The organism is Martinezella sp. CNPSo 3795 (assembly GCF_057784475.1).
Genome location: NZ_JBXSOQ010000020.1, coordinates 1 through 26,739, shown reverse-complemented (window position 1 = coordinate 26,739; position 26,739 = coordinate 1). Strand labels below are relative to the sequence as shown.

The following is a 26,739-nucleotide window of genomic DNA, read 5'->3' as shown; positions in this document are numbered from 1 at the left end:
ATTTATTTCAACACAAGATTGCACGGGGAATCATCTTTGCGTCAAGGATCAAAAGCGCTTCTCACCGGTGCAGTACCCCCAAATATGTGGGAAAACTTTCCGTCGCATAACAACTTCATGTTCGGCTGCCCGCCCAAAGGTACCTCGGGGCGGGGGTGGGAAGCGTGGTCATCCGGCGGGATCAATCCCTTCGCGAGTGCAAAATGGTCCGCTAGAGCTTATTCTGGTCAACGGAATCAAGGGCTCTGTTTTCGAGCGAATTCTGCTGATTGGGCGAGTTGCAAAAGACTAGGCACGTCCAAGCCTCCCGGCCGAAAATCTAAGAAAGCCGATCAGCGATCCCAGCGTCACCGGAGCAAATGAGCACCTTTGTGCAATGTCGGCCGGTCTCATCTCGGTTGACATTGCATGATATCTCTCACCACCTCGGCCCACCACGGCGGCGTCTTGTCTAACGAAGCGAGCCACGAGTCGATCTGCGGATCACTGGCACCGCGCTTGATCACTTTTAGCATGCACTCACATTGTCCAAGCGTCTCGTCGAACGCGCGGGCGCCGTTGTTGTACATGTTTTTCAGGCATCCAGCTTTTATATCTTGATCGCGCTTGGAAATGCGCATTGTTTCGTCGGCCGAGAAAATATCTCTCAGTATTTTTGACTGCTCTGGGTTGGTATATGCGTAGTCGAGCCGTCCCTGACGTAAATCTGCCTTGAAGGACTCGCAAATAGCGACGTTCCCTTCCAACGGATCTACTTCCGGCCGCAGTTGCTGCGCCAATTGTTCCTTCAGCGCGGGAGTGAGTGTGGCAAGTATCTTATCTGCGGGTAAGGTCACGTCCATGTTGTCAATCGCCGTCAAATGCAGAAGGAAGCGCAACGTGTAATCGCTATTGTCGTGACTGATGCAGCGCTCGCCAAGCGCATGGATACGATGGCGCGCTCGTTCAACGGACATTGCCGCGGATTTTTGTTGATCAGAGTAATCGCCAGATAATGGAACTGCCCGTGCAAGAGCTATCGAAATCATCGCCGCCGTCAGGGCATATAGAAAAAATCGCGTAACTCTCTTCAAAATCTTGCGCATTTTGCTAACCTCACCCTCAAGTTGCTCGAGGCTGATTTCCGGAAGTTATGCGGCAATCGGCGTAATGTCGATAGCCCCGGCGATGTTGGTTTTCGCATAGAACAGATGAAGTGGATGTCGATGACTTGGCGCCAAAATCATCCCGTTGGCATTTGATTGGCACATCCCAGATTAGGATAGAGCCGGTTCTAAAGACTTCGCGCACTAGCCGTGCCATCGTCAGCTACCGTGCAGCCTCTCAACATCTTTCGTACTTTTAGCGAGACTTCATCCAGAGTTGCCATAACTCGATTCATCTGTGAGAGCGTAGCCTTCGTCTCCGGCCCACAACTGACAACTTGATACTCTCTGCTTGATGAGAGAGTTGCCAAATGCGCCGCTGTACGCTTGCGCAGAACCAGGCCGATATCCATCGCGATGCGGGTCCGCTTGTTAAAATCGCGCTCAAAGCCGCGGATTGTCTCGCGATCAAGCCCGTTAGCAAGCAGAAGAGCATCCAGATAGAGATCAATCGAATGGAGAGCCAGAAGACGTCGTGGAAGGTGGTTGGGCTTCGACAAGCCCTCGCCAAGCGTTTTGGCGGCGTCTCGGTATCGGGCCGCCAAATCTAGAATGCCTCGCACGTCCGCTGCCTTGCCGAGATATGCAGGTCCATTGCCTGGTTTCGGCCGGGCGTTGTCCGTCAGGCGAAGGAGATCCTTCAGCATCGTCCGCAGTTCGGGCCAAGGTGCGTCTTCGAGCTTCAGGCCGGGATCGTGCGTGACGATCAGGCAGTGGAGCTTGGCGGTGACTTCGATCAGCGAAGAGGGCCGTGTGATCCACATGACGCGCCCGGAGATCCCAGCCCGTTCCGCGAGTTCTTGTTCTTGGGCAACGATCGCACTGTATCCCAAACGCTCATCCGCCTCTTTCCACCGTTTCCGGCGCCGACGAAGCTCGGCGCGCGCCTGAGACAGGTGTTCGGCATCGAGCTGAGAGGCCATCCGATTGAGGTCGGCAAAAGAGCGAACCTCGACGACACCATCCTTTTCGACATTCGGAAGCATAACGACCGGAAGACCGTCGGCCTCTTCGAACAATTCCGCCTCCAGCTGTTCCCTAAGACGGATGACCCTCATGTGCTGCTGGTGGCATGCATACCAGCGAGGCCACATTTCTCTGACGGGCGTCGGACCACTCTGCCTGGGTTGCCGGGATTCCGCGATCAGTGCGCTCAGCAGGCGCGCCGCGACGGGAAGCAGGTTCCGGCGGTCGATCAAGCGCGGTAAGATTTCGGTGGCGCCGCTCACTGAGTGCTTTTTTCTAGGCGTAATTGCAGGCAAAGTTCTGCTATTCTCAGAATCAGCCATGATCCGAGCCTCACTTATGGATTTTGGTCGTGCCGCTTGTGGTGGGCCAACCAGGAGCGGTGGAACGATGAAATCGTAACATGGATACGATATCCGCCAATGCAGCAGACTTCAATACAAAATCGTATCGGTGTTACGAAATGATTCCGATTCAGTGCAAAATGGCGCGCGCGGCGCTGGGATGGGGAACTCGCGATTTGGCCAAATTCGCGCACGTATCTCCCGATACAATCGCCAGGTTAGAACGAGGTGAACAGCTTCGGGCTTCAACCGTTGAAGCTATCCAAGTTGCCTTCGAGAAGGCAGGTATCGAATTTATCCCCGAAAACGGTGGTGGCGTCGGCGTTCGGTTCTCTAGGCCAAAATCACAATGATAATCAGGAGGCGGCTTTGGCCCTGGATATCTCTCGAAGATTAGTCGCCGACTACCGCAAAGATAAGCCGACTGTCCACCGCAAGTGCTGTCGAGTCCTCCGCAAACCGCCGCTGGCATGGCCTTCACCAACGTATGCTCGAAACACCATGACCGGACCAACATCATGATCGAGAGCGAGACACGACAAGCGGATTGGCGTCGGGCAAATCCGGCAAAATACGACGCCCATCTGGCGGTCCAGAGAGCCTTGAAGACCGGACAGCTGGAAAAAGGTGTCTGCGAGGTCTGCGGCATTGAAGCGGTCGACGCCCATCACGATCAGTACGAACACCCATTGCAAGTTCGTTGGCTCTGCCGGCGCCATCACACGCGCCTTCACCATTATGGGGAAGACATGTTCCCCATAAGGTCGGTTGCGGCGCACCGCGAAGCTTAGGAAGAGCGATTTGCATCGTGAGGGTGGCTTGTAGGAGGTCCTGCGAACCTGCCTGTGACGGGGCGTCGACCTTCCGGAGACCGTTCACGCAGGATCGAACGTCCCTTCGAATTCCGCATCGGCATAATACCGCAACTTCTTGACCCATGCCGGCCGCTGCCCCTGTCTCAGCACAATCATCTTGTCGTCCGGCAGGCGCAGGATCTCATCGGCGTTGATGAGATCACGTGCCGAGATGTGTTCCGACGAGGAATTCTTGCCCTCGCTCCACGACCGGGTGATGTACTGCGCGTCGGTTTTGCCAATCGAGCGGGTGATGAGCTCAGCGGTGTCGATATCATTGACCCCGAAGACTTGAAGCACAGCGGCATTCGACAGGAAGGTGCCGGCGCGCTTGCCATAGGTGGCGCGTAGCTGATGGATGTCCTGGAGGATCGGCCAGAGCTGAACGCCATAGCCGGCCATGAGACCCATGGCGCGTTCAACGGGAGCGAGATGGCCAAGAGCGGCGAATTCGTCGAGCAGGTAGAGCACGGGCCGGGCAGGGGAGGCGGGATCACGCGCCATGTCGGTGAGGCTTTGGGTGACCAGCAACCGCAGCCATCTCGAATAGGTGGAAAGCCGATCCGGCGGCAAGACCAGGAACACCGTTGCGTTGTTGCGCTTGAGATCGGCAAAGCGGAAATCCGAGCGGCCGAGCGCGACCATCATGCGTGGACTGTCGAGGAAATGGGTATGACGTTGGGCAGCCGAAAGCACGCCGGCCGCCTCGCGATCGGACTTGCCGAGATGTCGATTGGCGGCGCGGGCAATCAGACCGTTCACCTCTTCCATCTCCTGCATGACGGCGAGCAGCGTGCTGAACCGTTCCGGTGGAAACGTCAGATATTCACGCAGCGTTCCGAGGTGTCGGCGCCCGGGAGATTCCCCAACGGCAATCGCGAGGATCAGCCCGGCAATGAGCGCCTTGGCCTCCTCGTTCCAATGCGCTTCGCCGGCCATGCCAGGTTCATCGAAGACGAGGGCGTCGGCAAGCGTGCTTGCGTCTTCGGCGACGTCGAGGCCATCCGGATCGAGCGTATCGAGGGGATTGAAGGCGGCGGATCTTTGTCCCGTCACGCCGAACGGATCGAGGATATGGACCGGCCCGAATTGCGCTCGAGCACGACCGGTGACCTTGGCATTCTCTCCCTTCGGATCGATGCAGATCACCGAACGCTCGGCGGTCAGCAAATTGGGAATGATGGTGCCGACGCCCTTGCCGGTTCGTGTCGGCGCCATCGTCAGCAGATGCGCCGGTCCGTCATAGCGCAGCAGCTTAGTTGTCACCGGATCCCGGCCGATCAGCAGGCCGTGATCGGTGGCGGAGAGCGTCTGCAACTCTTTCGCCGTTGCCCAGCGGGCAGAGCCGAATACGGCAGTGATCTGAGCATCCGTCATGAAGGCCGAGAGGAAACCTCCGACACCAAATAGAACCGGCAGATATTTGGCGCCGGCAATGAAGAGCTGGCTGGCTGGCCCATGCTCGATCCCGGCAACCAGATGGACGAGACCATTGGCAAGCACGAGCAGTCCCGCAAGCAGAACGCCGATGATCGCGCATCCGAGGGCCATGACCGGCGCCTTGACAGTCAGTTTCAGCATCCGTGTGAACGTCATTCACCGCCGCCCATCGGTTCAGACGAGGAGGCCGGCTTGAGGATGTCGTCGAACAGGGCTTTGTCACCATCGCGGGTGAGGAAGCCGGGTAGCTCGCGACGCAACCAGTCGCCCAGGCGCCGGGTGAAGTCGGCATCGTTGGAATTCTCCAGCCGATGCAGCACGAGCGCCCCGAGCAGCACCTTGCGCCGCGTGTCTTCGGCGCGCTCCCGTTTACCAAGGCGCGCCTGCAGCGTCTTCTTGCGAACCTCCAGTTCGGCAATGCGTTGTTCCAGGGTTTTGCGCGCCATGTTATCCTTTCATGTCGGCTGTCTGCCGAACTGTTCTGAAGGCGAACAAAGATTGCCGTTGGGGTGATGCATTGTTTTCCGGCTCACTCACAAGACTACACGGCGTTGCGTCTGCAACAACCCTGAATATATGGGGGATGGTGCGCCTGGCCTGATCCCGGAGTGACGTGAGCGAAGCGAACAGAAGTCCAAGGGCGCACTTACGAGTTGTGGGACAACTCGGCGTTTGCTATGCTGCATTTCCAAACGGGAAATTGTGCTTGGCGATTTATCATTGCAGCATGAAGACGATAGCCCGTAGCGGCGGCCGCAGCGCGGTTGCATCCGCCGCCTATCGTGCGGCCGTCAAACTCACCAATGAGCGCGATGGCCTGGTGCACGACTTCACCCGCAAGCAAGGTGTCGACCATGCGGAGATCGTGCTACCGGAAGGTGTCGCAGCCGATTGGGCGCGCGATCGATCCAGCCTTTGGAATGCCGTCGAGCGCGCCGAGGTGCGCAAGGATGCACGGGTGGCGCGTGAGTTCGAGATCGCGCTTCCGCATGAGCTCAATGCGGAGCAACGGCTTTCGCTGACGCGCGACTTCGCGCGCGATCTTGCGAACCGTTATGGCGCCGCGGTCGACTTTGCCATTCACCAGCCGCAAGGGGAAGGGGACATCCGCAACGTCCATGCCCATCTGTTGATGACGACGCGGATCGTGGGTGAGACAGGGCTTGGCGAGAAGACGCTGATCGAGCGCGAGAACAAGTGGCTGTTGAACAACGATCAGCCCACCTCGCACATGCAGCTTCGCGACATTCGTCAGGCCTGGGAGCATCATGCCAATCGCCATCTGGTGCGCGCCGGTCTTGAGGTGCGGATCGACCATCGCTCGCATCTGGAGCGCGGGCTTGAGATCGAGCCGACCGAGCATATGGGTGTCCATGCCTCGCAGATGGATCGGCGTGGGCTGGATGTGTCGCGCAGGCGTCTGGAAGAGCGGGCAGCACAGCGAAACGCCGCGCTGATCCGCGAGAAGCCGGAGCAGGTGCTGACGATCATCACGGCTGAGAAGAGCGTGTTCGATCGTCATGATGTCGCTCGTGCGTTGCATCGCTATATCGACGACGATGCGCAGGCATTCCGCAATGCGTTTGCCGCGGTGATGGCGTCGCCGGCGTTGGTCGAACTGCAGCCCGAGCGAGACGGCGAGTTGGCGCGTTACTCGACGCGAGAGATGGTCGAGATCGAACATGCCATGGCCGAGAGAGCATCGAAAATGGCGAGCGCTCTCGGCCATGGTGTTGATCGACATCATGTCGATCAGGCCATAATCCTACAGGACAGCGCCATCCGGGCAAGGACCGCGTCCTCGCTTTCAGGAAAAGTTGAACGCGGCGCGATGCTGCTTGCCGATCGAGAGCGAGCGATCGAGCGGTCGGGCTTGAGCGAGGAGCAGCGCCTGGCGATTCAGCATGTCACCGGTGCGCAGCAGATCGCTGTCGTGATCGGGTTTGCGGGGGCGGGTAAGTCGACGATGCTGGCGGCCGCGCGCGATGCCTGGGAGCGCCAGGGCTACCGCGTTCATGGGGCCGCACTCGCCGGCAAGGCGGCGGAGGGATTGGAAGAATCCTCCGGCATCGCCTCGCGCACATTGGCCTCGTGGGAGTACGGCTGGCAGGCAGGGAAGGGACAGCTCGGAAAGGGCGACATCCTGGTCATCGATGAAGCCGGCATGGTTGGCAGTCGACAACTGGCCCGGTTCGTCGCGGAAGCGGAGGCGCGCGGTGTAAAGCTGGTGCTCGTCGGCGATCACGAGCAGCTGCAGGCGATCGGCGCCGGCTCACCGTTCAGGGCGATTGCCGAGCAGGTAGGTGCGGTCGAGCTCTCGGAAATCCGCCGACAGAAGGAGGATTGGCAGCGCCATGCGTCGATTGCGTTTGCCACCCATCGAACGGTCGAGGGACTGGCCGCCTATGCCGATCGGGGTGGGGTTCAGTTCGGTGCTGACAGGGACGAGACACGGGCCGCATTGGTGCGCGACTACCTGGCAGATCTGGAACAGCATCCGTCGGGCTCTCGCATCGCATTGGCGCATCGCCGCGCTGACGTTCGGGCTGTTAACGCCGATATTCGTGCCGCGCTTCAGGAGCGTGGACTGTTGGCGTCTGGCGCAGGCGAGGGTGCGGCCAAGGACAACCGGGACCCCGAAAAGCTCGGCCGCGAACTGGTCTATCGGACCAATGACGGCAAGCGCGCCTTTGCACCCGGCGATCGTATCCTTCTGTTGGAGAACAATCGCGATCTCGGTGTGAAGAATGGCATGTTGGGAACGGTTGATGCCGTCGAGGCGGACGCAATCCATATACGTCTCGACGGCCCTGGCGAGGGGCGGAACGGTGCCCCTGTTCTATCCATACCCGTTCATCGTTACCAAGCCTTTGATCATGGCTACGCGACGACGATCCATAAGTCTCAAGGAGCGACCGTCGACCGGGCGTTCGTCATGGCGTCCGCCAGCATGGACCGGCATCTGACCTATGTGGCCATGACGCGTCATCGCGACGGCGTGAAGCTTTATGCGGCTTCGGACGAGCTCAAGAACATGGAAATGCTCAGCGCCAGTATGAGCCGGTCCGGCGCCAAGGAAACGACGCTCGATTACATCAATGCCTTTGCCGAGCGGCGGGGGATTGCCGAGGCGTTCGGCGTTCGCAGCGAGATTGCCGTCGATCTTGCGCCATCGACGCAGGCGCAGATGTCGGCACCACCGGAGCAGACCAAGCGGGTAGGGGAGACGCAGCTCGAAACGGTGGCACCACTCGTGCCGGCGATTGCGGGATATTCCCAAAGTGTCGAGGACATAGCCCGTGAAAGAGCAAAGCCGTACCTGCAGGATGCCATGGACGTGGTGCGTTCGGTTGGCCGCCATGTCTATACGGATCCCGTCGGCGCCGCCGAGAGGATCAGAGCGGTGATCGTGGACAAAGGGATGGGCCGCGAGGTGCTTGCCAAAGCTGTTGCGGTGCGTCCCGAGCAGTTCGGTGAGCTGTCTGGAAAGGTGGGCCTGTTGGGTGAGAACAGGCAGCGCAAGGCCGCGAGGTACCACGCCGTCGCACTGAGCAATCATGTCGCGGCCGCAGGTCTCACCTGGGAGCGCCGGCTGGAGGCGGAGCGCCAATCCGAAACCTGGCACCGGGAGAAGCGCGATGTTGTCGAGGTGCCAGGGCTGACCAACCGCAGCGAGGTGCTGCTGAAGCAGTTCGATGCCCTCTCTCAGGCCGATAAGCCGAAGTTCCTTGAGCAACTGTCCGGCACGCCGGAAGGACGACAGGCCCTCCATGAGGCGAAGACGATCGTCCAGGCGCTCGAGCAACGGTTCGGCAGCTCCGATCCGCGCGAGTTGAAGAAAGGGAACCTGCGGCTTGGGCCGGAGGTTGCCGATAAGCTTCATCGCATCGAGGCTGTCGCTCGTATAACCGACCGAGCGCTCAGGGCGGAGCTATCGCGTCAATACGAGTTGAAGCGCACCCTGAACAAGGGGCTGGGATTGGGGATGTAGTTGCTAGCAAGTGGGTGTCCCGGGTTAAGGCACCAGGCCATTTGGCTCCGGTTATCCCGCCCCTGTTGCAAGCGAGGAGGGGTCGGTGTTCATTTTTGTCGAGATTTCATCCACCTTTGCATCTCGTCGCGAGCCATTCCAGATGGCGATATCGCAGATTCGTCAATAAGTTCTCAGCCACAGAATGGATCGGTCGCAAATACAAATTCAATCCCGAAATCGAGACAACAATGCCTGCAGAGGCGGCTGCCGGTTGTGAGTCGTCGGTGAAGCCTGCAATCTTCCCTTCAACTCAGGAATCAATGAGGTGCAGACGCCTCATCCGAAGATGCTGCCAAAAGTAAAATGCGAATAAGGGCGCTTCGCACGCAGCTTGCGGCCGCCTTATGGGAGACCATCATTCAGCTTCTGTATGTGCTCGGAGCACACGGTGTTCACCAGATCGATCAGGACCGCTGTCCGCTCTGCGAGCCAGTGAAGGGCCTCCTCGCTGATCTCGTAGTGCTTGGAATAGCGCGCCTTTACGTAGGCTTCGTTGATAGTGTTGAACCATGCTCTCTCCCGGTGCTGATCGCGGGGAAAGGCTTCCGCCAGTTGACGATCCTGCCCCTCCGCCAGCGAGCGCAGGAACTTGAGATTGTGGGACGCAGGACCGTAATTTGTCAGCGTGAGCAAAACACAGGAATATGCCTGTTCCAACGATTGATGAATATCAAAGGCGGCGACGTCGATATTGCCGCGAGACATGTGAAACGCGGCTCCGTCCAGAAACTGTTTTGCGAGCCTGCTACGGGAAGAAAAATGTCCCTTAGCAACTGCCAGCCTGTCCTGCGAAGATAGCACACCGGGTTCAGCGAGGGGTTCGTCATCCAGCTCGTAAAGGACGATGCCTTCCTTGCGAATGTCGGAAAAGAAATACTGCCCTTCCTTCAGATAGGTGTTCACCTCACGCCGGGAGTGAACGATGAAGCTTACCGGTGTCTCGATCGTCTTGTCATGGATCAGCCGATCGGCGGCCTTGTACCAATAATCCGCAAATTCACAGAGCTTGCGATTGTTGACGATGATCAGAAGATCGAAATCCGAACGATAGCCCTTCATGGTGAAGGGTTCGTCCACCCAGCTGCCCTTCGCATAAGACCCGAACAGGATGATCTTGAGGATTCGTCCGCGCTTCTTGAAATCGGCGGTGCCTTCCTTCAGCGCGTCCTCGAACTCCTCATGCAGGATTTCCAGGACCCTTTCCAGCTCACGCTGCTTGCGAGGCGGCATGCGATCAATGGACGATTTCATCATATGCGGGTTCGACGGACTGCATTTGAGGGTTCTCGGTCTGGCTTCTATTCGGGAGTCTAGCATAGGTAAAGTTGCATTGGGAATCCGAAACATGCGCGATTGACGGTCATACGGGTCTGACTCCGCTAGCCGGATTCCGCTTCCATGGAATGGGGTGTTGGTTTCCACGCGGAACTGAGCCGGACAGGAAAAACGAACACATCGACATTTTGGGCGATGAGCTGGAATCGCCAGAAGCTTGCGGCTGAAGCCAAGCTATCCGGCAAACGCCGCGCTCCTGGATGAGCGGGAGACCTTTGCTTCTGTATTGGCGAAGGACTTGCAGGCGCCGCTCCGGCGCGGGTTCGTGCATGAAGGCGCAAAGTAGTCGTCCGGCACTAGGCTGCATCGCCACTTTTAAAAGATCACTGCCGGCAGTCAACGAAGTCAGATCCGTTGATGTAAAGGGAGTCGAACCGACGACCCTGTGGTTACAAAAGCTATCCGTCTGAAATTCCTTGGTAGCGGTCATCCGCTTTATCAGCATGGAATGACCGGAGGAGTCTGGTGCTGCAGGCGGTCCCCCAACCGTCGCATTCATTGAAATTGTCACTACTTTTTCTGCTCGCGAATCTGGAACAAGGAGATCGCTATGGTGAAGCTTGCATATGGTTTAGGGGACTGCTTGTTCTGATCGGTCTCGTTTGGATGGGTCAGGGCAGTGGGTATTTTCCATATCCGGCCGAGAGCTTCATGATCGACCAGTCACCCTGGATTTATCGGGGAGCTCTGGTCGCCATTGTCGGCGTTGTGGTGGTCGCGCTGGCGCGACGCAAGCGGCCGCTCCCGTGATTGCTCCTGTTCACTAGGGTCACAGGAATCTCTTCGCTCCGCGCTGCAGGACCCCGGCGAAAACGAGCGGAACGCCTGAAGGTGGGCGCACTGAAAAGTGCATCTTGACAGGCGATCCTCATCCGGCGGGGCACACTCGCTCCGCTGGATCGCGAAGATTTCTCAAGCCGGCCCCCTGCCAAATCGTCCAAGCGCCAATGGCGATCGACATCTGTGCGGCTTGAGGCCGTTCAGCAGTCGTTCAGATGCATGTGGCTAGCAAGTAATAGGTGGTATTCTGTGGAGGGCGGCATGGCGTTAAAGGGTACTGTCGGCTCGAAGCGGACACCGCAGACGATTAAAGTCCCGGCCACATGCCGCCGTCGAGCCGTAGGTTCGCTCCCGTGATATAGCTGGCGCGCGGGCTTGCAAGAAAGGCGATGGCATCGGCGATCTCATCAAGCGTTCCAACCCTGCCCATGGGCACTTCGGCAAACATCGGCAGCACGATTTTCTCGATTTCGGTCCATGGTGCGTCTGACGCAAAACCTTGCGCGGCGGCGACCTTTCTGAAGCCTTCGTCTAATCTGTCGCTGTGAATCGTTCCGGGCGACACCGTGTTCGCCGTAATACCATCCATGGCAACCTCCTTTGCCAGCGAGGCCGTCATCGCGATCATAGCAGCCTTGGCGGCAGCGTAATCGGGCCTTTTCGCAGGAGCCATCATCGCGGCCATGCTGGAGATATTGACGATTCTTCCCCATTTAGCAGCCCGCATGTTTGGCAACAGCCGAGCGGTCATCCTTACTGCCGCCAGCACGTTTCGGTCGTACTCAGATGCCCATGTCTCCGGGCGAGTGGTGCTCCAGTCTTCAGGCTCGCCAGAGCCCCCCGCATTGTTGATCAAGATTTCTACGGGTTTAACGAAAGCCTGGGCATCATTGACGAGCCCTTCTACGTCATCGTCATTCGTCAGATCGCCAAAGACCGCATAGGCGCGGCCACCCTGGGTGACGATGTCGTGGGCGACTTCTTCGGTACTCGTTTTGTTACGGCCATGGACGATGACGATAGCGCCCTCACGCGCCAGACCTTTGGCAACGCCTTCGCCGATACCCTTGCTGCTTCCTGTGACAAGCGCAATTTTTCCATCAAGTTTCAAATCCACTTGGCAATCCCCATCTTACTGCGATGTACTGATAAGGGGACAAGACGATGAACGAGGCAATTACGCACTTTAAGGTGCCTATCGAACGAGAACCAAGGGAGGTTTGTCTCGGCCCCGATGGATCGGTTGCACATGTGACCAGAGTGCTTCGAATGATCACTGGTCGTTGGAAGCTACCCATCCTGTTTCGGCTGTTTGCCGAGCCATCGATGCGAGCGTCACAGTTCATGCGAGACATCCCAGACATTTCTCAGAAAATGCTCACACAACACCTTCGGGAGTTGGAGTGCGACGGCCTTGTCGCAAGACGCGACTTTGGTGAGCAGCCGCCCCGGGTCGAATATTATCTTACGGTTGCTGGCCGTGGTCTTATGCCGGTCTTGATGGCGGCGCGGGAATTTTCGAGGGACTACCCGGAAGCGTCCGACCGACGACCATGAGCGCTGAGGAAGCGGCCTGTTGCGCTTAGTCAACGTGCGAGGGAAACGCCGCTTACCGATCTTCTCCAAAGTGAAGCCATTGAAATTATTGGCATGTCGCAGTCGGAAACAGAATTTTATATTTAGCCGGTTAAATAACAGATAATCTAATTTATGGAACATAAAGGGCTCGGCTCAAGAAGTCCTGGAGGCTACCGGGCGTTTCTAGCCGGCCCGGACCGCCAATTCTTTGGCATGGAACTCGATATGACGATTGATCGGATATCCGCGCTGCTACCGAAGTGCGCTCAATTTTCATCCTTACGTCACCGGTCGCCCGACGGTGTTTACTTCTAAAACGGCAACCGAGTGACCCCTTCAATTATTCCGAGCCATGCGGGTTATCGATGAGGTAGAGCCATTGCCCATCCGGCTGTCGCAGGACCACCTCCGATGTCTTTCCGCTTAGAGCGACAGGCTGATCATCGGGACCTAGTCCGTCGAGAAGCCATTCTGCGCGCAGCATGGCGATGTCGCCGGCCTGAACGGCCGAAAGAGTTTGAACGGTCATCCGACCTTTGATCGCGAATAAACCTACCAGCTCCTCGCGTATCGCATCGGGACCGATCGCTACCCTCCCCGAATCGGAGACGAGGCGTGCGTCGACGGTATAAAGCGCTAGCAGTGCTTCGATGTCGCCAGAGTTAAAGGCGTCTTCGAAGTTGCGGTGCGCATCTTGTGGTCTGGAGTCAGGCATGTTCCGTCCTTGATGTTATGCTACTTGATGACGTGCAGCTATGATGCGCTATCGGCTTCACCGATTAGCGGACATCCAGTAGGCTATTAGACTCTCATAATTTGAGGCTCTACCGTTTGCCGATCGGCAGGTATTGTCCGGAAGGCATCAGGGAGCTTTGCGAGCTCAGGGGATTTCCTGCTTCCTCGACGCCTGCGTTCATAGACCGGTCAACTTCAGCATGGCCTCGGGATAACGTGCACCCTGGATCTGGATATCCGCCTGATCGATCTCATCGAAGTCTGCCTTTTCAAGCTCGATCTCGACTGCAGCGATATTCTCGTCAAAACGCGACAGCTTCCGGGTTCCGAAGACCGGCACGATCCACGGCTTTTGCGCAAGAAGCCAAGCGAGTGCAATCTGTGCGGGCGTGGCGTTCCGCCTCTCGGCGATCTTGTATATGAGGTCGACGAGCTTCTGGTTTGCCTGGCGTGCCTCTTCGGAAAACCGTGGCGTATGGCCACGAAGGTCGGACGGGTCAAACTTCGTGCGGCTGTCCATCTTGCCTGTGAGAAATCCCTTGCCGAGCGGGCTGTATGTCACAAATCCGATGCCCAGTTCCTCGAGCGTGGGGATAATTCCGGCCTCCGGCTCTCGGGTCCAAAGCGAATACTCACTCTGGAGCGCAGCGACCGGTTGAACCGCATGAGCGCGCCGGATGGACTCCTCGCTTGCTTCGGACAGGCCGAACCAGAGCACCTTACCTTCACTGATGAGGTCTTTGACAACGCCCGCGACATCCTCCATCGGCACTTCCGGATCGACGCGGTGCTGGTAGAGAAGGTCGATGTGGTCGGTCCTGAGCCGCTTCAAGCTTCCCTCGACAGACCGGCGGATCTGAGTAGGTTTGCTGTTTGCCGCCATGCGGATCTCGCCCGTATCCTGGTCGACGTCCATGCCGAACTTGGTCGCGATCTTGACCTTGTCTCTGACCGGGGCGAGCGCCTCGCCGACCATCTCTTCATTCGTCCAAGGGCCATAGACCTCGGCCGTGTCGAACATATCCATGCCACGGTCGACGGCGGTTCTGATCAGTGTGATCATGTCCTCGCGGTCCGGCAGGTTTCGTTCCTGGCCATATCCCATGGTTCCCAGAGACAAAGCCGAAACTTCCAGGCCTTGGCCGAGTTTGCGCTTTTGCATGTCTATCCCCTGTCGTCGTTTACGTCTGTTCTGGTTCGTTTTCTCACGTTCGGTCGATGTGCAGTCGGTCCCTGCTGCCAGTCGCAGTGATAACGACCTGGGGTCAGGGGCGATCACGAAAACCGATCAGACCTTGCGCAGCACGTTGGCAATGTCTGCGCGCCATTCGTCAGGCGTCAGTTTCCTGTAGGGCTCATCGCCCATCGAGGCGCTGGAAATGACCACGGTTGGCGACAGCTCGCCCAAAAGCGCAAGGCTTGCCCGGAGGTCGAATCTCGAACCGCCCCCAACAAACCGATTGACGCGGGTTTCCCAGGCGCCGTCATGCCGATAGATAGTGTCCCCGGTCAGCAGATAGGTTTCTTCGCCGGAAGGCACCAGAAAACAGACGCTACCGTCCGTGTGACCAGGCGTGTGGATGACCTCCACGCCACCGGGCAAATTTTCCCTTCCCTCGAACAGGTGATCGATGGCCGCCACTCTGTCTACCGCCTTCGCCTCCAATAGGTGGCAGCAGAGTTTGGCACCAAACCGCTGCTTGATTTTGAGCAAGGCTGGCCCGACCTCGTCCCTGTGGCTGATACAGTGGTAAGCGACACCGCCAAGGGCCTCCATATGATCGAGGTCCTCCGGGACGCCAGAACTGTAGAACAGGATGTTGCCAGTCTCACGGATGAGCAGGTATGCGTGGGAACTGACCCCCGAGAACGGATGCTCGGCGCGGGTCTGCCAGAGATCGGGATAGATTTGTTTCACCCTTGTCTCCCTATAGTTGTCCGTATCTGTGAAGTGATCCGGATCTTGCTTTTTCGAATTGAACACTGCGTCAGGTTTGCGGGAGGGCGGTTCTCGGAACGGCCCTCCCTCACCCGCGCGGGAGTTATCCGCGCAAAGCTTTCGGGTCTTCGGCCGGCTTGAAGTAGGCGCCGCTTGCGAGGTCCGATAGCAATGTTGGCATCGTCGGCTTCCAGCCCAGACGCGCCTGCGTGAGGTCGCTCGAGGGATCGAGGTCAAAGGCGACGAAATTCGCAAACCATCCGAAGTGAGCCTCTGCTTCAGGCATCGACTTGGAAACAACAGGCACGCCCAGCCCGCGGCCGATCGCGGTCGCGATGTCCTTGAAGGGAACCTTCTCTTCCGCAACCGCGTGATAGCGGTGGCCTGACTCACCCTTCTCGAGCGCAAGGCGATACAGCGCCGCCGCGTCGAACCGATGCACGGCCGGCCAGTTGTTCTGACCGTCATCGATGTATACGGAAACGCCAGTCTTGCGCGCAATCTCGATCAGCATAGGCACGAAAGCGTGGTCGCCCTCACCATGGACCGACGATGCGAGACGGACGGTCGTAGCATGCACTCCCTTCTGGACGATCGCATCGGTTGCTTCTTCCGTCGCCGCGCGCGGGTTGAACCCGCCGGTTTCCGGCAACGTGTCCTCGGTTACCCTGACGCTCTTGGGGAGAATGCCGACGGCCGAGGTAATGACGAGGCGGCGCGACGTACCTTCGACGGCGGAACCGAGGGCCTCGATCAGCCGGCGATCCGCTTCGCAGTTCTCGACGAACTTCGAGAAATCGTTGCTGAACGCGGTGTGGATCACAGCGTCGCTTGCGATTGCGCCTGCCCCCACGCTATCGAGGTCCTCGATATCGCCGCGATGAGGCGTTGCGCCAACTGCCGTGAGCTCAGCTGCGGACCGGTCGGATCTGACCAGGCCGAGAACTTCATGACCGGCGGAGAGGAGGTCTTTCACGACTGCGGAGCCGACGAATCCGGTCGCTCCGGTAACAAAAACGCGCATAGTAATTTTTCCATCGTTTCGTGACTATTGGTTCGCTCTTAGCGCGATTACTCGCGCGAGAGCTACGCATCGCTTATAGTCCTGAGGACAAATACGATCTATGTTAGATCGTCCAAGTTTCCTTGGTCATCGTCCACCGAGATCGAAAACAGCCTAGACGGCGACCTCTTGCGGTTAGCCCACCTTCGAGCCGATCGTGTCGAGCTCGGCTACCGCATCGGCGGGCAGCGAGAGCGCGGCGGCGGCAAGGTTCTCATGTAAATGCGCGACCGAAGAGGTGCCCGGGATCAGCAATATGTTGGGCGAGCGCTGCAGCAGCCAGGCGAGGGCCACCTGCAATGGACTGGCCCCGAGACGTCCGGCGACCTTGGAGAGGCTTTCCGATTGAAGCGGGTTGAACCCACCGAGTGGGAAGAACGGGACGTAAGCGACCCCGTCTTCTGCAAGACTGTCGATCAGTTCGTCGTCGTCGCGATGGGCAAGATTGTACTCGTTTTGGACGCAGACGACCGGCGCGATCGATCGCGCTTCCGAGACCTGCGGCAGCGTGGCGCCGCTGATACCAAGATGTTTGATCAGTCCTTCTTCGCGCATGGCAGCAAGCGCGCCGAAGCTTCTTGCCACCGAGTGGTTGCCCTTTGCCTGATCGTCCGGATGGACCCGCAAATTGACGACTTCGAGATGATCGATGCCGAGGTTCCTCAGATTGTCTTCGACAGAGGCCCGCAGCTCATCCGGCTCCGCCGCCTTCTGCCAGGAGCCATCATCGCCCCTGATAGCGCCGACTTTCGTGACGATGGTCAGGCCAGCCGGATAGGGCGAAAGGGCCTCGTTGATCAGCTTGTTTACGACATGTGGCCCGTAGAAATCGCTCGTATCGATGTGATTGACACCTGATGCCACGGCCACCTTCAAGACCGATATCGCGGCACCATGGTCGCGAGGCGGGCCGAAGACGCCTGGGCCTGCAACCTGCATCGCGCCGTAGCCCATGCGGCTGACCTCGCGACCACCAAGCATGAAGGTGCCGGGCTTCCCGGCGGCGGGCTCGATCGTAGTCATGGATCACTCCTCTGTTCGGTCGCTTGGGCCGATCCATAAGAGCGGCCGAATGCAACAAGGCCGGCAGCAAAGCACGGCCGGCAGAGGCGATCCATTTTCGATCGTCCAAGTTTCGTTCGCCTTCGTCCATGGGGGTCTTTTTCAGTTCACTCGGCGCGGATCATCCGAAAAGATAAATTGCGCGCCGTCGCAACCTGCTTTCCCGGCGCATTCTCCGTAAAAAATTGACAAGGACCTATCCCTCCGATGGTAGACGATTTAAAAGAAGTTCAGCGATTTTACTTTCGATTGTCCGAGGCGCCAATGGATCCACTCTCCGATCTGCTGTCCCTATTGAAGCCGGTGAACTATATGTCGGCCGGCTTTGACGCAGGCGGCGATTGGGCAATCGATTTTCCTGATCAGCAGGGAACAATCAAAAGTGCGGCCGTGGTGGTCGGCAGTTGCTGGGTTTCGGTAACAGGCGTTGCAAAGCCGGTGCAATTGCATGCCGGCGACTGCTTCGTCCTTCCCCGCGGCCAGACCTTCCAGCTCGCAAGCGAGCCTGGGCTAAAGTCCATTCTGGCCGAGACGGTGTTCAGCGGCGCCGAAAACGGCGGTATCATTCAGTTGAATGGCGGTGGTCGGACGTTCATCGTCAGCAGCCGGTTTTCCGTCTCGGAGCAGCAGATTGGCATCCTCTTGAGCCTGCTTCCGCATATCGTCCACATCCGCAACGGCACGGAGCACACGCCATTGCGTTGGCTGGTCGAACAGATGATGGAGGAGTTGCGCTCGCCGACGGCGGGCACGGTCCTGGTGTTGCAACACCTTGCGCACATGATCCTTCTTCAGGCGCTGCGCCGCAACCTCGGCCAGGGTGGCGTCGGCCTGCTGTCCGCACTGGCCGACAAGAATGTCAGCACGGCGTTGATCGCGATGCACCAGAACCCTGCCCGGTCGTGGACAGTGCAGGAACTTGGCGAACTGACTGGAATGTCCCGGTCAGCTTTCGCCCAGCGTTTCAAGGAAACCGTAGGAACAGCACCGATCGACTATCTGACGCGATGGCGGATGTTGCTCGCCGGTGATCGTCTGTCGCAGTCCGACGAGCCGATTTCCGCGATTGCATTTTCGCTCGGCTACGAGTCGGAAAGCGCGTTCAGCACCGCCTTCAAGCGGGTGATGGGAAGGTCGCCCCGACGCAACGGTTTGCACCACGTGGCGCATAACTGACAGCGACCGGGCTTTCGTTGCAGAAAGTCCGGTCGGAAATGTTCGCCAGCAAGAGATGTGTCAGAGTTAATTGTTCAACGCGGCATAGATCTTGCCGATGTCAAACATGTTGTGCACCGAGATGAACTTCTTCGTTTCGGTGTCAATGGTGTGGAGTGCTCCCCGTTTCACCGGACATGTCGGCTAGTTTGATTTAGCCCTGATGAACTGCCGTGGGGAAGCCATCTTGAGCGCGGAATGGGGATGGATTTCGTTGTAATCTTCAATCCATCCGTCGATGAGCCGGAGCGTCGTTTCGGAGTCCGGTAGAGCTGATAGGCGGATGTAATCCCGTTTCAGAGTTTTCACGAATGCCTCGGACATGCCGTTCGACTGGGGGCTGGCCACCGGCGTGAAGCAGGGCGTCAGATTGAGCGCCTGGGCAAACATCCGTGTCTCCCGTGCGGTATAGGCCGAGCCATTATCCGAGAGGTGCTCGATAGCATGCGGGGCTCGGGTTGCGCCGAAGCGTTTTTCGACCGCCTCCAGCATCATGTCGCGCACGTCTGAGCCGGAGATGCCTGCATTGGCGACCGCCGCCCAGGCGATGATTTCGCGATCGAAGGCGTCGATGATGAAGGCGAGACGAACGACTTCGCCATTCCAGCAGTTAAACTCCAGTCCATCCGAGCACCAGCGCAGGTTCGAGCGCATGACCATGACCTTGCCGTCATGGATGCGGCCCTTGCGAACGGCCGTATGCTTCTCCAGCAACATCGCGTGGTTGCCCATGATGCGATGAACCCGCTTGGCGTTGACGACAGGCTTATCGGCGGCTCGCCTTTCGCGATTGAGGAGCGCGGCGATCCGCCGATAGCCATAGGTTGGCCTTTGATCAACCAGCCTGCGAATGGCGGGCAGAAGCTCTGTATCCTCGGCCTTGTGATAGGGCCCGCGCGGCTTTGATCTGCCTTTTAGCCGCTCAACGAGGTTGGAGCGGGAGACGCCCAGCGTGTCTGCGACGGTCTTCATCGGGAACCGTCCTTCGGCAACAAGATCGGCCGCGATATCCGTTTTTTTGAGTCTGCTTTCGAAAGTGCTTCGCGGAGGATTTCGACCTCCATCGTTTTGCGGCCGAGCATGCGCTCCAGCTCGCGGACGCGGTCCTCCAGCTTCTTCACTTCCGAATTGCCCACAACCGGCTCGTCAGAATCCACGGCTGCAGCACCTCCCTCGCTCAAGAGCCTGCGCCACCGGTAAAGCAGATTGGGCGCAACGCCATGGCGGCGAGCGGTGGAAGATACCGTCTCGCCTGGTTCGAAACTCTGCTCGATGATTGTCAGCTTTTGCTCGGTTGTCCACCGTCTGCGCCGGACATCACCCGTCAGCAGTTCAACGTGTCGATACTCGTTAGACATAAGCATGTCCTCAAGCCTGTGCTTGAGCCTTTCTGCTTATGCCGACTGTCCGGTCAGAACGGGGTGCAGTTCATGGTGAAGATCGATGTCGCCGGCAAAGCGATATCGTCCGAGCCTTTTGTAAACGAGAAGATCGGAAGGGCAGTCGAGGCTACGGTCACAGCGTGCTCGCGTGAAGGCTCAAGATCGACCGGGACGATGTTGCCGAGCAAAGGCGTTTTCCAAATCTCGATCATCGTGTGGTGAATGCCTGCGACTGCCAGAGAGAACCCGGCTGTAAATGCTCTGATCGCTTCCACGGTCACAATAGCCGGGTCAGCATTGAACTTCAGAGTAGTCGTCGGCGCATCCAGATAGAGGGCGGCCAAACGATCAGGATCTCGCGAATCGACGGCGCTGTAGTAGGAGCGAACGATTTCGATTATATCGTGATTGCTCAAAGATATATTACTATCCATGGCGGTGTTTCCTAAGTTGCATGTATTGGGCTTACCGGTGCTGGCCCCGGCAATTATCTCGCGGTTGCAAGTCTTCTCTGAAGAAGCACTCAACCAAGTGGCAGCAAACTCATCGGGTGCATGTTTTCCCATGCCGGATCGTTTGCGATAAGCTGCCAACCCTCCTCACCCGGCACCTGCTCGAACAGGCCAAGGTTCGAAAGGGCAAACCAGTATCCTGGCCTATGCAGGTCAGCTGTCAGGACCGGAACGAGACTGTGGTCGCGGGGAAAGCCGATGGCGTCCTCCTTCCAAACCTGGCCGACACGTTTGAAGATCGAAGAGGGTCCAGCTGAGGGATGTCGGCTGAACGTGGCTTGGCGATCATTCTGGCTGTCGTGAAGTTGCGCCTTCCAGTCGCGGCCGTGTGCCATGCCCGGACTGGGCGATGCGGCAACGCGAATGTCGTCAGGATCCGACGGGTTAATCGACATTCCATAGAGGTAGACCATTTCCTCGAGACCGCGGCTGACGTAGTTCCAGGACTCGCCGCCATCCAGGCTTTCGCCGAAGGACCGGCCCGGCATCATAAGTCCATCTCCAAGCGCGCCGTAGATCCTTCGCGGTGCCAGCGGATGGGTTAGCAAGACGTGGGTATCAAGCGGACTGTCAGAACGGCGATCCTCGAAGGTTTCGCCGCCATCCATGCTGCGAAGAAAGGCGCCAAATTCGATTGATAGGTAGATCTGTCCGCGTTCACCGTGTGCGATCCATCGCACATGGTGCGTCGCCGGCCGCGGCGGATAGGCCCAGCTACGTCGGGAGGGCAGACTGTCCAATGCGTTGACAAGCTGAAAGGTTAGGCCGTGGTCGTCCGAGCGATAGAGCTTGCTGGGTTCTGTCCCGACCCAGACAGGATGCCGGCCGTCATGATTTTTCTGCGGATCGACACTGACAAAAGTCGTCTCGCGTTCGGGCAATGCGCCATCGACCTCTGGGCCGTAATAGCTTTGCGGCGTCCCAACCGGAAGCCAGGTGCGCCCCGTGTCATCGCTTCGCCAAAGACCGCGATTGTAGGTAGCGCAATAGATGATCGCTGGTTCGCTGGGATCGATCGCAACCGCGGTCGGTTGCGTGGCCGGCATAAGCGCCTCGAGCTTTTGGCTATCCCGTTCGAAGCGGAAAAGCCCGCCACTCATGCCAATCAGGAAATGTGTCATGATGCCTCCAGTCGTCGGATATCGTCAGCCAAAGCCGGTCAGGACGTGAGTATGATCGCCCCACGCCTGGGACCAAGCTCGGAGAGTTCAACGGCTCGTGCGGCTTCAGCCAGAGGATACTCGGTTTCGACATCAAAAATATGCGGACTCTGTCGTGCCGCCTCGAAGATCTCTTTGAAACACGCCGCACGGTCTGCAGCCGGCATGGCAGAGGCCAGTCCTGCGGACGAAAGCCCTTTTATAGTAAGGCCGCGGGCTGTGATGAGCAGCGTCGAGATCGGCGATGGACGGGGATCAAGCCCACCATAGACAATGGCGGTGCCGCCTGGAGCAAGTACGCCCAGCAATGCGGGCAGCAGCGCGCCCCCGACGGGATCGACAACAACACCGATATCGCCGCCAGCGGCAGCCTTAAGCGTGTCCTGCCAGTCGCTCACGCTGGTGTTGATCGCAGGCATGCCTGGAAAATCCTGCTGGATTGCATCGACGGCATCATTGCGCCTGACGAGTCCGATGACCTTGCGGTTCTGGATTGCGGCAAGCGTTATGAAGATTCGGCCGACGGTCGAGGTTGCGGCGGAAACGAGGATGGGTCTGTCTTTTCCCATCTCGCCGTTCGCCTGGACCGCAGTGCGCAATAGCAGCAAGGCGGCCATGCCGTTGGTGAGCAGCTGGCTGAGAACCGCATCGCCGATATCGTCTGGTAATTGGACCAACGTGCCGAGCGGCATTGCGACCCGTTCCGCCCATGTGCCGCGCGTCGGGTAGAAGCCGACTCGGGAACCGACCGAGAACTGTTGGTCGGCCAGCGCTCGCTCACCAAAACTTTCGATCACCCCGACCCCGTCAATGCCGGGAATGCCCTGTTCTGAAAAGAACTGCCGGGGAAGGAAGCCACGAACCGCTTGGTGATCGGCGGCATGAACAACCCTTTTCGTTACCCGAACGATCGCCTCGCCTGACTTGGCGATGGGTTCGTCGACATCACCGAGTTTGACCACATCTTTGGGATCGCCAGCCGCATCGACAATAACCGCTTTCATAATACCCTCGATTAGCGTTACATTCCTCTGATATCGACATCCTACGAAACTACTCGCGCGAGAGCAATATGTCATCCATCCGCTTTTTCATTCTTTCATGTTTCGAGGAAATCGGCCCGACCCATGGTCACCACTTAAGGAAAGAAGCCGAACGCAAGCGCATGCCGCTCTGGACGGATATAACGGTCGGAGCGGTCTACGGCGCGATAGGCCGGCTGGCGTCGGAAGGATTGCTGCGGGAGATCGACCGGCAGTCGGAGGGCAACCGACCGGCACGGCAGATATTCGAGATCACCCAAGAAGGTCGCGCAGTGTTGCAGGACCTTCGTCGGCAACTCCTAGAAGAGGTCTGGTTTCGATATGATCCGTTTGACCTGGGCATTAGCGTTGCAGAAGGATACGATCAAAAATGGCTTCATGATACGCTTATCAAGCGTCGCGAGGCGACAGCGAACTTGCTTGAGCAGCGCCGGAAGATAACCAGCGACGCCATGCAATGCGTCAGCGGGATGCAGGTCTGGGCTCTCAAGCACAGTGAGCGGCGATTGGCGGCAGACCTCGAATTTCTCGACGAGCTAATCGCGTCAGCTTTCAAAAAGCCTCCGTTGAAAGCCAACGGCTAAGGCGCGTTCGATAATCCGCGTTCCTTTTTGCCAGCTTCGATCGCACGCTGCTCTCCCGCGCGAGCTTTTTCCAGCAAGCCTGCAAGCTCTTGATTGTAAATTGCGCCAGCGCCGGTCAGCGCTATGCGGCCGTTGTGTCGACGCAACAGATCAAGATCGAGCCATCTGATTGGAGGATGATGTACACGCACGCCTTGAACGGATTCGAACCGACGACCACGCGATTCCCTCACGCGGCATATCGTTGATCTATGGAACCGAGAAAATGATCGACAGACGGCTTCACGTACTGGCGGATTCGGCATTCAGCCAACTTCGAAGATGGGATCGAGATATTCTATGCACCCGGGAGTTCGACACCGCCGAGGGTTGCCTGCGTTAGCGCATTCAGGAACTCGGTAACGACGATAAGTCGCTCGAACTACCCAAGACGGCGTCCGAGATGTGTGGAGGCAATCGTCAATGTTGCCCCAAGGCCATCCTATCAGGAACAATCGCAGGGGCCATGAAGCGTAATCGGAGCGTGGCGCTCTCCCATCCCTCGGGTATCCGAGGTTGCTTCCAGCCTTCGAGCTGTGACGCGGGGTTCGAATCCCTGCACCGACAACCATATTCGATAAATCGAACAAAGCCTGCGATTTCTCGTCGGCTGCCTCAGCTCGCCGTCGACACGGCACCCCTTCTCCGAGGCTATGGGATCACCTCCCCATCGAAACTGAGCCGCCGTCAGTCTGGCGGGTTTCGATCCGATCCCGCCGCCAAGGTCGGGCGGGCTCCCTGCCCCGTTATCCGCCACGGTGGGGAGGATATCCGCTCCCTTCCATGGTCAGCGTGATCTCCATGCTCCCGCTATCGTCGTTCGGGAAAGCGTATTTGGAGGCGTTCGAAGTCCGCCTTGGGAATGGTGACCAGAGTTTATGCCACTCAGTGAGAGGTGAGCGCAGGACCGCTGGACACGAGATGCTCTGTAATGGCGCGCCGGATTTCGGTAACCGTGTCGAAGAGCCTGTTGTCCAAGTCGATGACATTGAAGCGGACAGCGATAAATTTGAGGCGATTTTCGACAGGGACCGCGATCCCAACTTCCTCACCATTGAATACGACAGCTTGCTTTTGCATAACAAACCTCGGGCGCGCCACACGGGAGCGCCATCTTAGAAAAATGGAACAAAGGGTTTACGACGCGTCAGATCGCCGTCGTAGGTCGGTATCGGATCGAGACGAGATCACGCACTCGCTGCACCGATGCGAAGAAACGAAGTCGGACAAACAACGTCATCATCCTCCCTCAAGCAAGGTCAAGCGACCGCTGAGTATCGTCGGCAAGGGCCGGTTATTTCGGAACCCTTCTGTAAAAAACGTAGTCGAGAAAGTTCGAGCAAGCAACTGATTTTTGTGGTTATTTAGCGTTTTAAATCGTATGACAATTACCGCAGATGCGAAGTAACAAATGATGTACGTTCGTCCGACGCCGTTTGTCGAAGGCCTGTCAAAGGCTTTACCCGCAATATTACAGACCGAGCGGCCGGGACTCTTCTTAGAGGGGCGGCAACCGCCGTTTGACAGATTTCCCCTTGACGACGGCGGTGCTGGTGACGGCGTGTTCCGAGAGGCCTTCAAGAACATCGCTGGGTTTCGGGTGCACGACCAGGCGACGCCTGGTCGAGAGGGTCGCTGCAAAGCGGGGCTGACCCGATCAAGCATCGCGGACGTTTGTGGGGCTTCTCCTGGTCGCCCGGGCGAGCCTCAGATGCGGTATCTCAAGTCCGCCTTCGTAGTTCTTAACGGGAACACGATGGCGGCGGCGAGTAGACCAGCCAAAGCCCCCAACGCTGTCTCCCATAGCCGGGCGGCGAGAAGAGTATAGGAGTGCTCTCCGGTGGCCGCCAACGTCACAACCAACGTATAGGCGTAAGCGCCGCACGCGATGTCATACCGTTCCGGCAGCGCCATTGCATAGATTACCATAGCGACGGCAGCGGTCCCCCAGATCACGAGCGGATAGTCCATCGCGGCAGGCAGCATCGCAAGGCCGATCGGAACACCCACTGCTGTGCCAAGGATCCGCCGACGAGCACGATCCATCGTTCCCGACATCGATCCTGCCACGACATATGCGCCCGCCGTCACCGCCCAGATCGACTCCTCGAGCCCGAGGAAGGCGCTCAGGATAACGACAGCGAGAGCGGCGGCGCCGGCCTGAAGTCCCATGGCCAGCTCGGGTGAAAACCGGCTTGGTAGAACCACCGGCACGGACATCGGAGCCGCCGGATGTTCGGACGGTCCGCTCAGAATCCTTGGCATGATGGAGGCGACGGCCGCGATCGCTCCAGATACCAGTATCAGACCTATGTCGTCTTTGGTGAGGCCGGCGTTATAGGCGAGAAGCTGGCCAATGAAGAACTGGGAGCCCATGCCCGCACCGGTGGTTCCAAGTCGCCGAAGATAGCCGACGAGAAAGGCCCCCAGCACGAGCACGATCTCCGAAATCGACGGCATCAAGGAATTCACCGCCGGAACGGTGGCTGCCGTGACGATCGCGCCACTTACTGCAGCCACCGCTAGGAGAAGCAGATCTCTCGTCGATTCAAGCCGAGTGGCGCGCGCTTCTGAAACACTGCCCCAGAGGGCAAATCCCGCGGCGAGAACGCCCAAGGCATTGCCTTTAGGAACAGAATAGGTGCTCGCGTAGTGCGCCCCCGCAAGCGCCGCGATGCCGAAGGCGGTAACAAGCCGGGTCCCTTTGATTCGACGGTGGCATCCTGGATCCACCGTCTCCAGCCAGCACGCAATTGAGCTCAGCATGGTTCCTCCCAAGACAGCCAAGCCTGCTCACTCGCCGGCCTGTGGCGCCATTGCCCCACTCTGTGGCCGCTTACGATATTCCCCCATGCGTTGCAGGACAATGTAGAAAGGCGGAACGAACACCACTGCCAAGCATGTCGGCACAATCAGGCCGCTGAAGACCGATTGTCGATCGACTTCCGCGAAAGCCGCCGAGCCGATCGCGAACACCCGCGGCAGGACCGGTCGGATTTTAGTGAGACAGGTTTGGCTGCCCGATCAGCAAGTGCTACCGGACCATACCAATGCGCTAGTTGAGCCTGGCACCCGTCGATGCATTGAAGGTAAGAACCTTGTCTGGGTCGATGCCGAGCTGGACGATATCCCCGACGGCGACCCTGCTTTTGGAAGGAACGATCGCCTGGATATCCGTGTTGCCCACTCTTACCACGATTTCCTGTTCCTCTCCGGTGGGTTCGACAAGCAAGACCACGCCCTTCACTCCGGCCGAAGCAAGAGTTATGTGCTGCGGTCGGATCCCGTAGGTGATTTTCGTGTCTGGAGCCAATCCTTGCGCCAGCGGGAACGACGTCCCGTCCGCGGTGACGGCGGAGCTTCCCCTGACCTCGGCCTGAAAAAGGTTGATTTCCGGAGATCCTATGAATCCCGCGACGAACGTGTTTGCCGGATTGCGGTAAAGCTCCAGCGGAGGTCCGAACTGTTCGACCTTTCCGCCGTTGAGCACGACGATCTTGTCTGCCATGGTCATCGCTTCGGTCTGGTCG

General features: G+C 58.4%; 24 protein-coding genes and 1 pseudogene. 7 read left to right on the top strand and 18 right to left on the bottom strand.

Annotated features, from left to right (window positions below; all coding sequences use genetic code 11):
- Positions 1-389: 389 nt before the first annotated feature.
- Both AC13QY_RS30870 and AC13QY_RS30865 read right to left on the bottom strand, forming a co-directional pair.
- Positions 390-1,085 carry a hypothetical protein gene (locus AC13QY_RS30870; RefSeq protein ID WP_488494462.1) on the bottom strand — a complete coding sequence of 232 codons (696 nt, stop codon included), beginning with the start codon at positions 1,083-1,085 and terminating at the stop codon, positions 390-392.
- A gap of 188 nt (positions 1,086-1,273) precedes the next feature.
- The gene (locus AC13QY_RS30865) at positions 1,274-2,434 is read right to left on the bottom strand and encodes a hypothetical protein (RefSeq protein WP_488494461.1); all 1,161 of its coding nucleotides are present in this window, start codon (positions 2,432-2,434) and stop codon (positions 1,274-1,276) included.
- A 140-nt stretch (positions 2,435-2,574) separates the two neighbouring features.
- Between AC13QY_RS30865 and AC13QY_RS30860 the strand changes: the two genes are divergently transcribed.
- Together AC13QY_RS30860 and AC13QY_RS30855 are read left to right on the top strand one after the other, a co-directional pair.
- The gene (locus tag AC13QY_RS30860) at positions 2,575-2,808 is read left to right on the top strand and encodes a helix-turn-helix domain-containing protein (protein WP_488494488.1); all 234 of its coding nucleotides are present in this window, start codon (positions 2,575-2,577) and stop codon (positions 2,806-2,808) included.
- A 165-nt stretch (positions 2,809-2,973) separates the two neighbouring features.
- Positions 2,974-3,246 (top strand): hypothetical protein, encoded by a 273-nt coding sequence (locus AC13QY_RS30855; RefSeq protein ID WP_488494460.1) that lies wholly within the window; start codon positions 2,974-2,976, stop codon positions 3,244-3,246.
- An 84-nt stretch (positions 3,247-3,330) separates the two neighbouring features.
- Here AC13QY_RS30855 and AC13QY_RS30850 read toward each other — a convergent pair whose 3' ends face one another.
- Together AC13QY_RS30850 and AC13QY_RS30845 are read right to left on the bottom strand one after the other, a co-directional pair.
- On the bottom strand, positions 3,331-4,905 hold the full coding sequence (locus AC13QY_RS30850) for a type IV secretory system conjugative DNA transfer family protein (protein WP_488494459.1): 1,575 nt from the start codon (positions 4,903-4,905) through the stop codon (positions 3,331-3,333).
- Entirely contained in the window at positions 4,902-5,195 is a 294-nt protein-coding gene (locus AC13QY_RS30845) for a mobilization protein (RefSeq protein ID WP_488494458.1), read from the bottom strand. Before AC13QY_RS30845 ends, AC13QY_RS30850 begins: the two co-directional genes overlap by 4 nt.
- 260 nt (positions 5,196-5,455) lie before the next feature.
- Here AC13QY_RS30845 and traA point away from each other — a divergent pair, with 260 nt between their 5' ends.
- On the top strand, positions 5,456-8,740 hold the full coding sequence (traA, locus tag AC13QY_RS30840; RefSeq protein WP_488494457.1) for a Ti-type conjugative transfer relaxase TraA: 3,285 nt from the start codon (positions 5,456-5,458) through the stop codon (positions 8,738-8,740).
- Positions 8,741-9,124: 384 nt separating this feature from the next.
- On the opposite strand, the gene AC13QY_RS30835 is transcribed toward traA, so the two are convergent.
- The gene (locus AC13QY_RS30835) at positions 9,125-10,036 is read right to left on the bottom strand and encodes a nucleotidyltransferase and HEPN domain-containing protein (RefSeq protein WP_488494456.1); all 912 of its coding nucleotides are present in this window, start codon (positions 10,034-10,036) and stop codon (positions 9,125-9,127) included.
- 631 nt (positions 10,037-10,667) lie between these two features.
- Here AC13QY_RS30835 and AC13QY_RS30830 point away from each other — a divergent pair.
- Positions 10,668-10,867, top strand: a pseudogene (locus AC13QY_RS30830) (hypothetical protein).
- Positions 10,868-11,204: 337 nt separating this feature from the next.
- Here the strand turns inward: AC13QY_RS30830 and AC13QY_RS30825 are convergent.
- Positions 11,205-12,014, bottom strand: coding sequence for an SDR family NAD(P)-dependent oxidoreductase (locus AC13QY_RS30825; protein WP_488494455.1), 810 nt, complete (start codon positions 12,012-12,014; stop codon positions 11,205-11,207).
- 47 nt (positions 12,015-12,061) lie between these two features.
- Here AC13QY_RS30825 and AC13QY_RS30820 point away from each other — a divergent pair, with 47 nt between their 5' ends.
- Positions 12,062-12,454: a winged helix-turn-helix transcriptional regulator gene (locus AC13QY_RS30820; protein ID WP_095438050.1), complete on the top strand. Its 393-nt coding sequence runs from the start codon at positions 12,062-12,064 to the stop codon at positions 12,452-12,454.
- 361 nt (positions 12,455-12,815) lie between these two features.
- Here AC13QY_RS30820 and AC13QY_RS30815 read toward each other — a convergent pair whose 3' ends face one another.
- From AC13QY_RS30815 to AC13QY_RS30795, 5 genes are all read right to left on the bottom strand, one after another.
- Positions 12,816-13,190 carry a YybH family protein gene (locus AC13QY_RS30815; RefSeq protein ID WP_488494454.1) on the bottom strand — a complete coding sequence of 125 codons (375 nt, stop codon included), beginning with the start codon at positions 13,188-13,190 and terminating at the stop codon, positions 12,816-12,818.
- Positions 13,191-13,388: 198 nt separating this feature from the next.
- Positions 13,389-14,372: an aldo/keto reductase gene (locus AC13QY_RS30810; protein ID WP_488494453.1), complete on the bottom strand. Its 984-nt coding sequence runs from the start codon at positions 14,370-14,372 to the stop codon at positions 13,389-13,391.
- 126 nt (positions 14,373-14,498) lie between these two features.
- On the bottom strand, positions 14,499-15,128 hold the full coding sequence (locus AC13QY_RS30805) for an MBL fold metallo-hydrolase (protein WP_488494452.1): 630 nt from the start codon (positions 15,126-15,128) through the stop codon (positions 14,499-14,501).
- Between the two features lie 124 nt (positions 15,129-15,252).
- Positions 15,253-16,173 carry an SDR family oxidoreductase gene (locus AC13QY_RS30800; protein WP_488494451.1) on the bottom strand — a complete coding sequence of 307 codons (921 nt, stop codon included), beginning with the start codon at positions 16,171-16,173 and terminating at the stop codon, positions 15,253-15,255.
- Between the two features lie 174 nt (positions 16,174-16,347).
- Complete coding sequence (locus AC13QY_RS30795) at positions 16,348-17,235, bottom strand: oxidoreductase (RefSeq protein WP_488494450.1); 888 nt, start codon at positions 17,233-17,235, stop codon at positions 16,348-16,350.
- A 303-nt stretch (positions 17,236-17,538) separates the two neighbouring features.
- Between AC13QY_RS30795 and AC13QY_RS30790 the strand changes: the two genes are divergently transcribed.
- The gene (locus AC13QY_RS30790; protein ID WP_488494449.1) at positions 17,539-18,450 is read left to right on the top strand and encodes an AraC family transcriptional regulator; all 912 of its coding nucleotides are present in this window, start codon (positions 17,539-17,541) and stop codon (positions 18,448-18,450) included.
- A 183-nt stretch (positions 18,451-18,633) separates the two neighbouring features.
- Here the strand turns inward: AC13QY_RS30790 and AC13QY_RS30785 are convergent.
- From AC13QY_RS30785 to AC13QY_RS30770, 4 genes are all read right to left on the bottom strand, one after another.
- Positions 18,634-19,853, bottom strand: a protein-coding gene (locus AC13QY_RS30785) for an IS3 family transposase (RefSeq protein ID WP_186450385.1) whose coding sequence is annotated in 2 segments (ribosomal slippage) — positions 18,634-19,523 and positions 19,523-19,853 — 1,221 coding nt in all. Because the reading frame shifts where the segments join, the coding sequence is not laid out codon by codon here.
- Between the two features lie 47 nt (positions 19,854-19,900).
- Positions 19,901-20,437, bottom strand: coding sequence for a nuclear transport factor 2 family protein (locus AC13QY_RS30780; RefSeq protein WP_488494448.1), 537 nt, complete (start codon positions 20,435-20,437; stop codon positions 19,901-19,903).
- The gene (locus AC13QY_RS30775) at positions 20,395-21,504 is read right to left on the bottom strand and encodes a WD40/YVTN/BNR-like repeat-containing protein (RefSeq protein ID WP_488494447.1); all 1,110 of its coding nucleotides are present in this window, start codon (positions 21,502-21,504) and stop codon (positions 20,395-20,397) included. The genes AC13QY_RS30780 and AC13QY_RS30775 overlap by 43 nt, the downstream gene beginning before the upstream one ends.
- 38 nt (positions 21,505-21,542) lie before the next feature.
- A complete protein-coding gene (locus AC13QY_RS30770) occupies positions 21,543-22,547 on the bottom strand; it encodes a zinc-binding dehydrogenase (RefSeq protein ID WP_488494446.1) in 1,005 nt (334 codons plus the stop codon).
- A 68-nt stretch (positions 22,548-22,615) separates the two neighbouring features.
- Here AC13QY_RS30770 and AC13QY_RS30765 point away from each other — a divergent pair, with 68 nt between their 5' ends.
- Positions 22,616-23,170, top strand: coding sequence for a PadR family transcriptional regulator (locus AC13QY_RS30765; RefSeq protein WP_488494445.1), 555 nt, complete (start codon positions 22,616-22,618; stop codon positions 23,168-23,170).
- 924 nt (positions 23,171-24,094) lie between these two features.
- Here AC13QY_RS30765 and AC13QY_RS30760 read toward each other — a convergent pair.
- The 3 genes from AC13QY_RS30760 to AC13QY_RS30750 all read right to left on the bottom strand — a co-directional run.
- Positions 24,095-24,289 (bottom strand): hypothetical protein, encoded by a 195-nt coding sequence (locus AC13QY_RS30760; protein ID WP_488494444.1) that lies wholly within the window; start codon positions 24,287-24,289, stop codon positions 24,095-24,097.
- Positions 24,290-24,916: 627 nt separating this feature from the next.
- On the bottom strand, positions 24,917-25,975 hold the full coding sequence (locus tag AC13QY_RS30755; protein ID WP_488494443.1) for an FUSC family protein: 1,059 nt from the start codon (positions 25,973-25,975) through the stop codon (positions 24,917-24,919).
- Between the two features lie 289 nt (positions 25,976-26,264).
- Positions 26,265-26,739: TOBE domain-containing protein (locus AC13QY_RS30750; RefSeq protein WP_488494442.1), on the bottom strand; the 475-nt coding region annotated here is incomplete at its 5' end.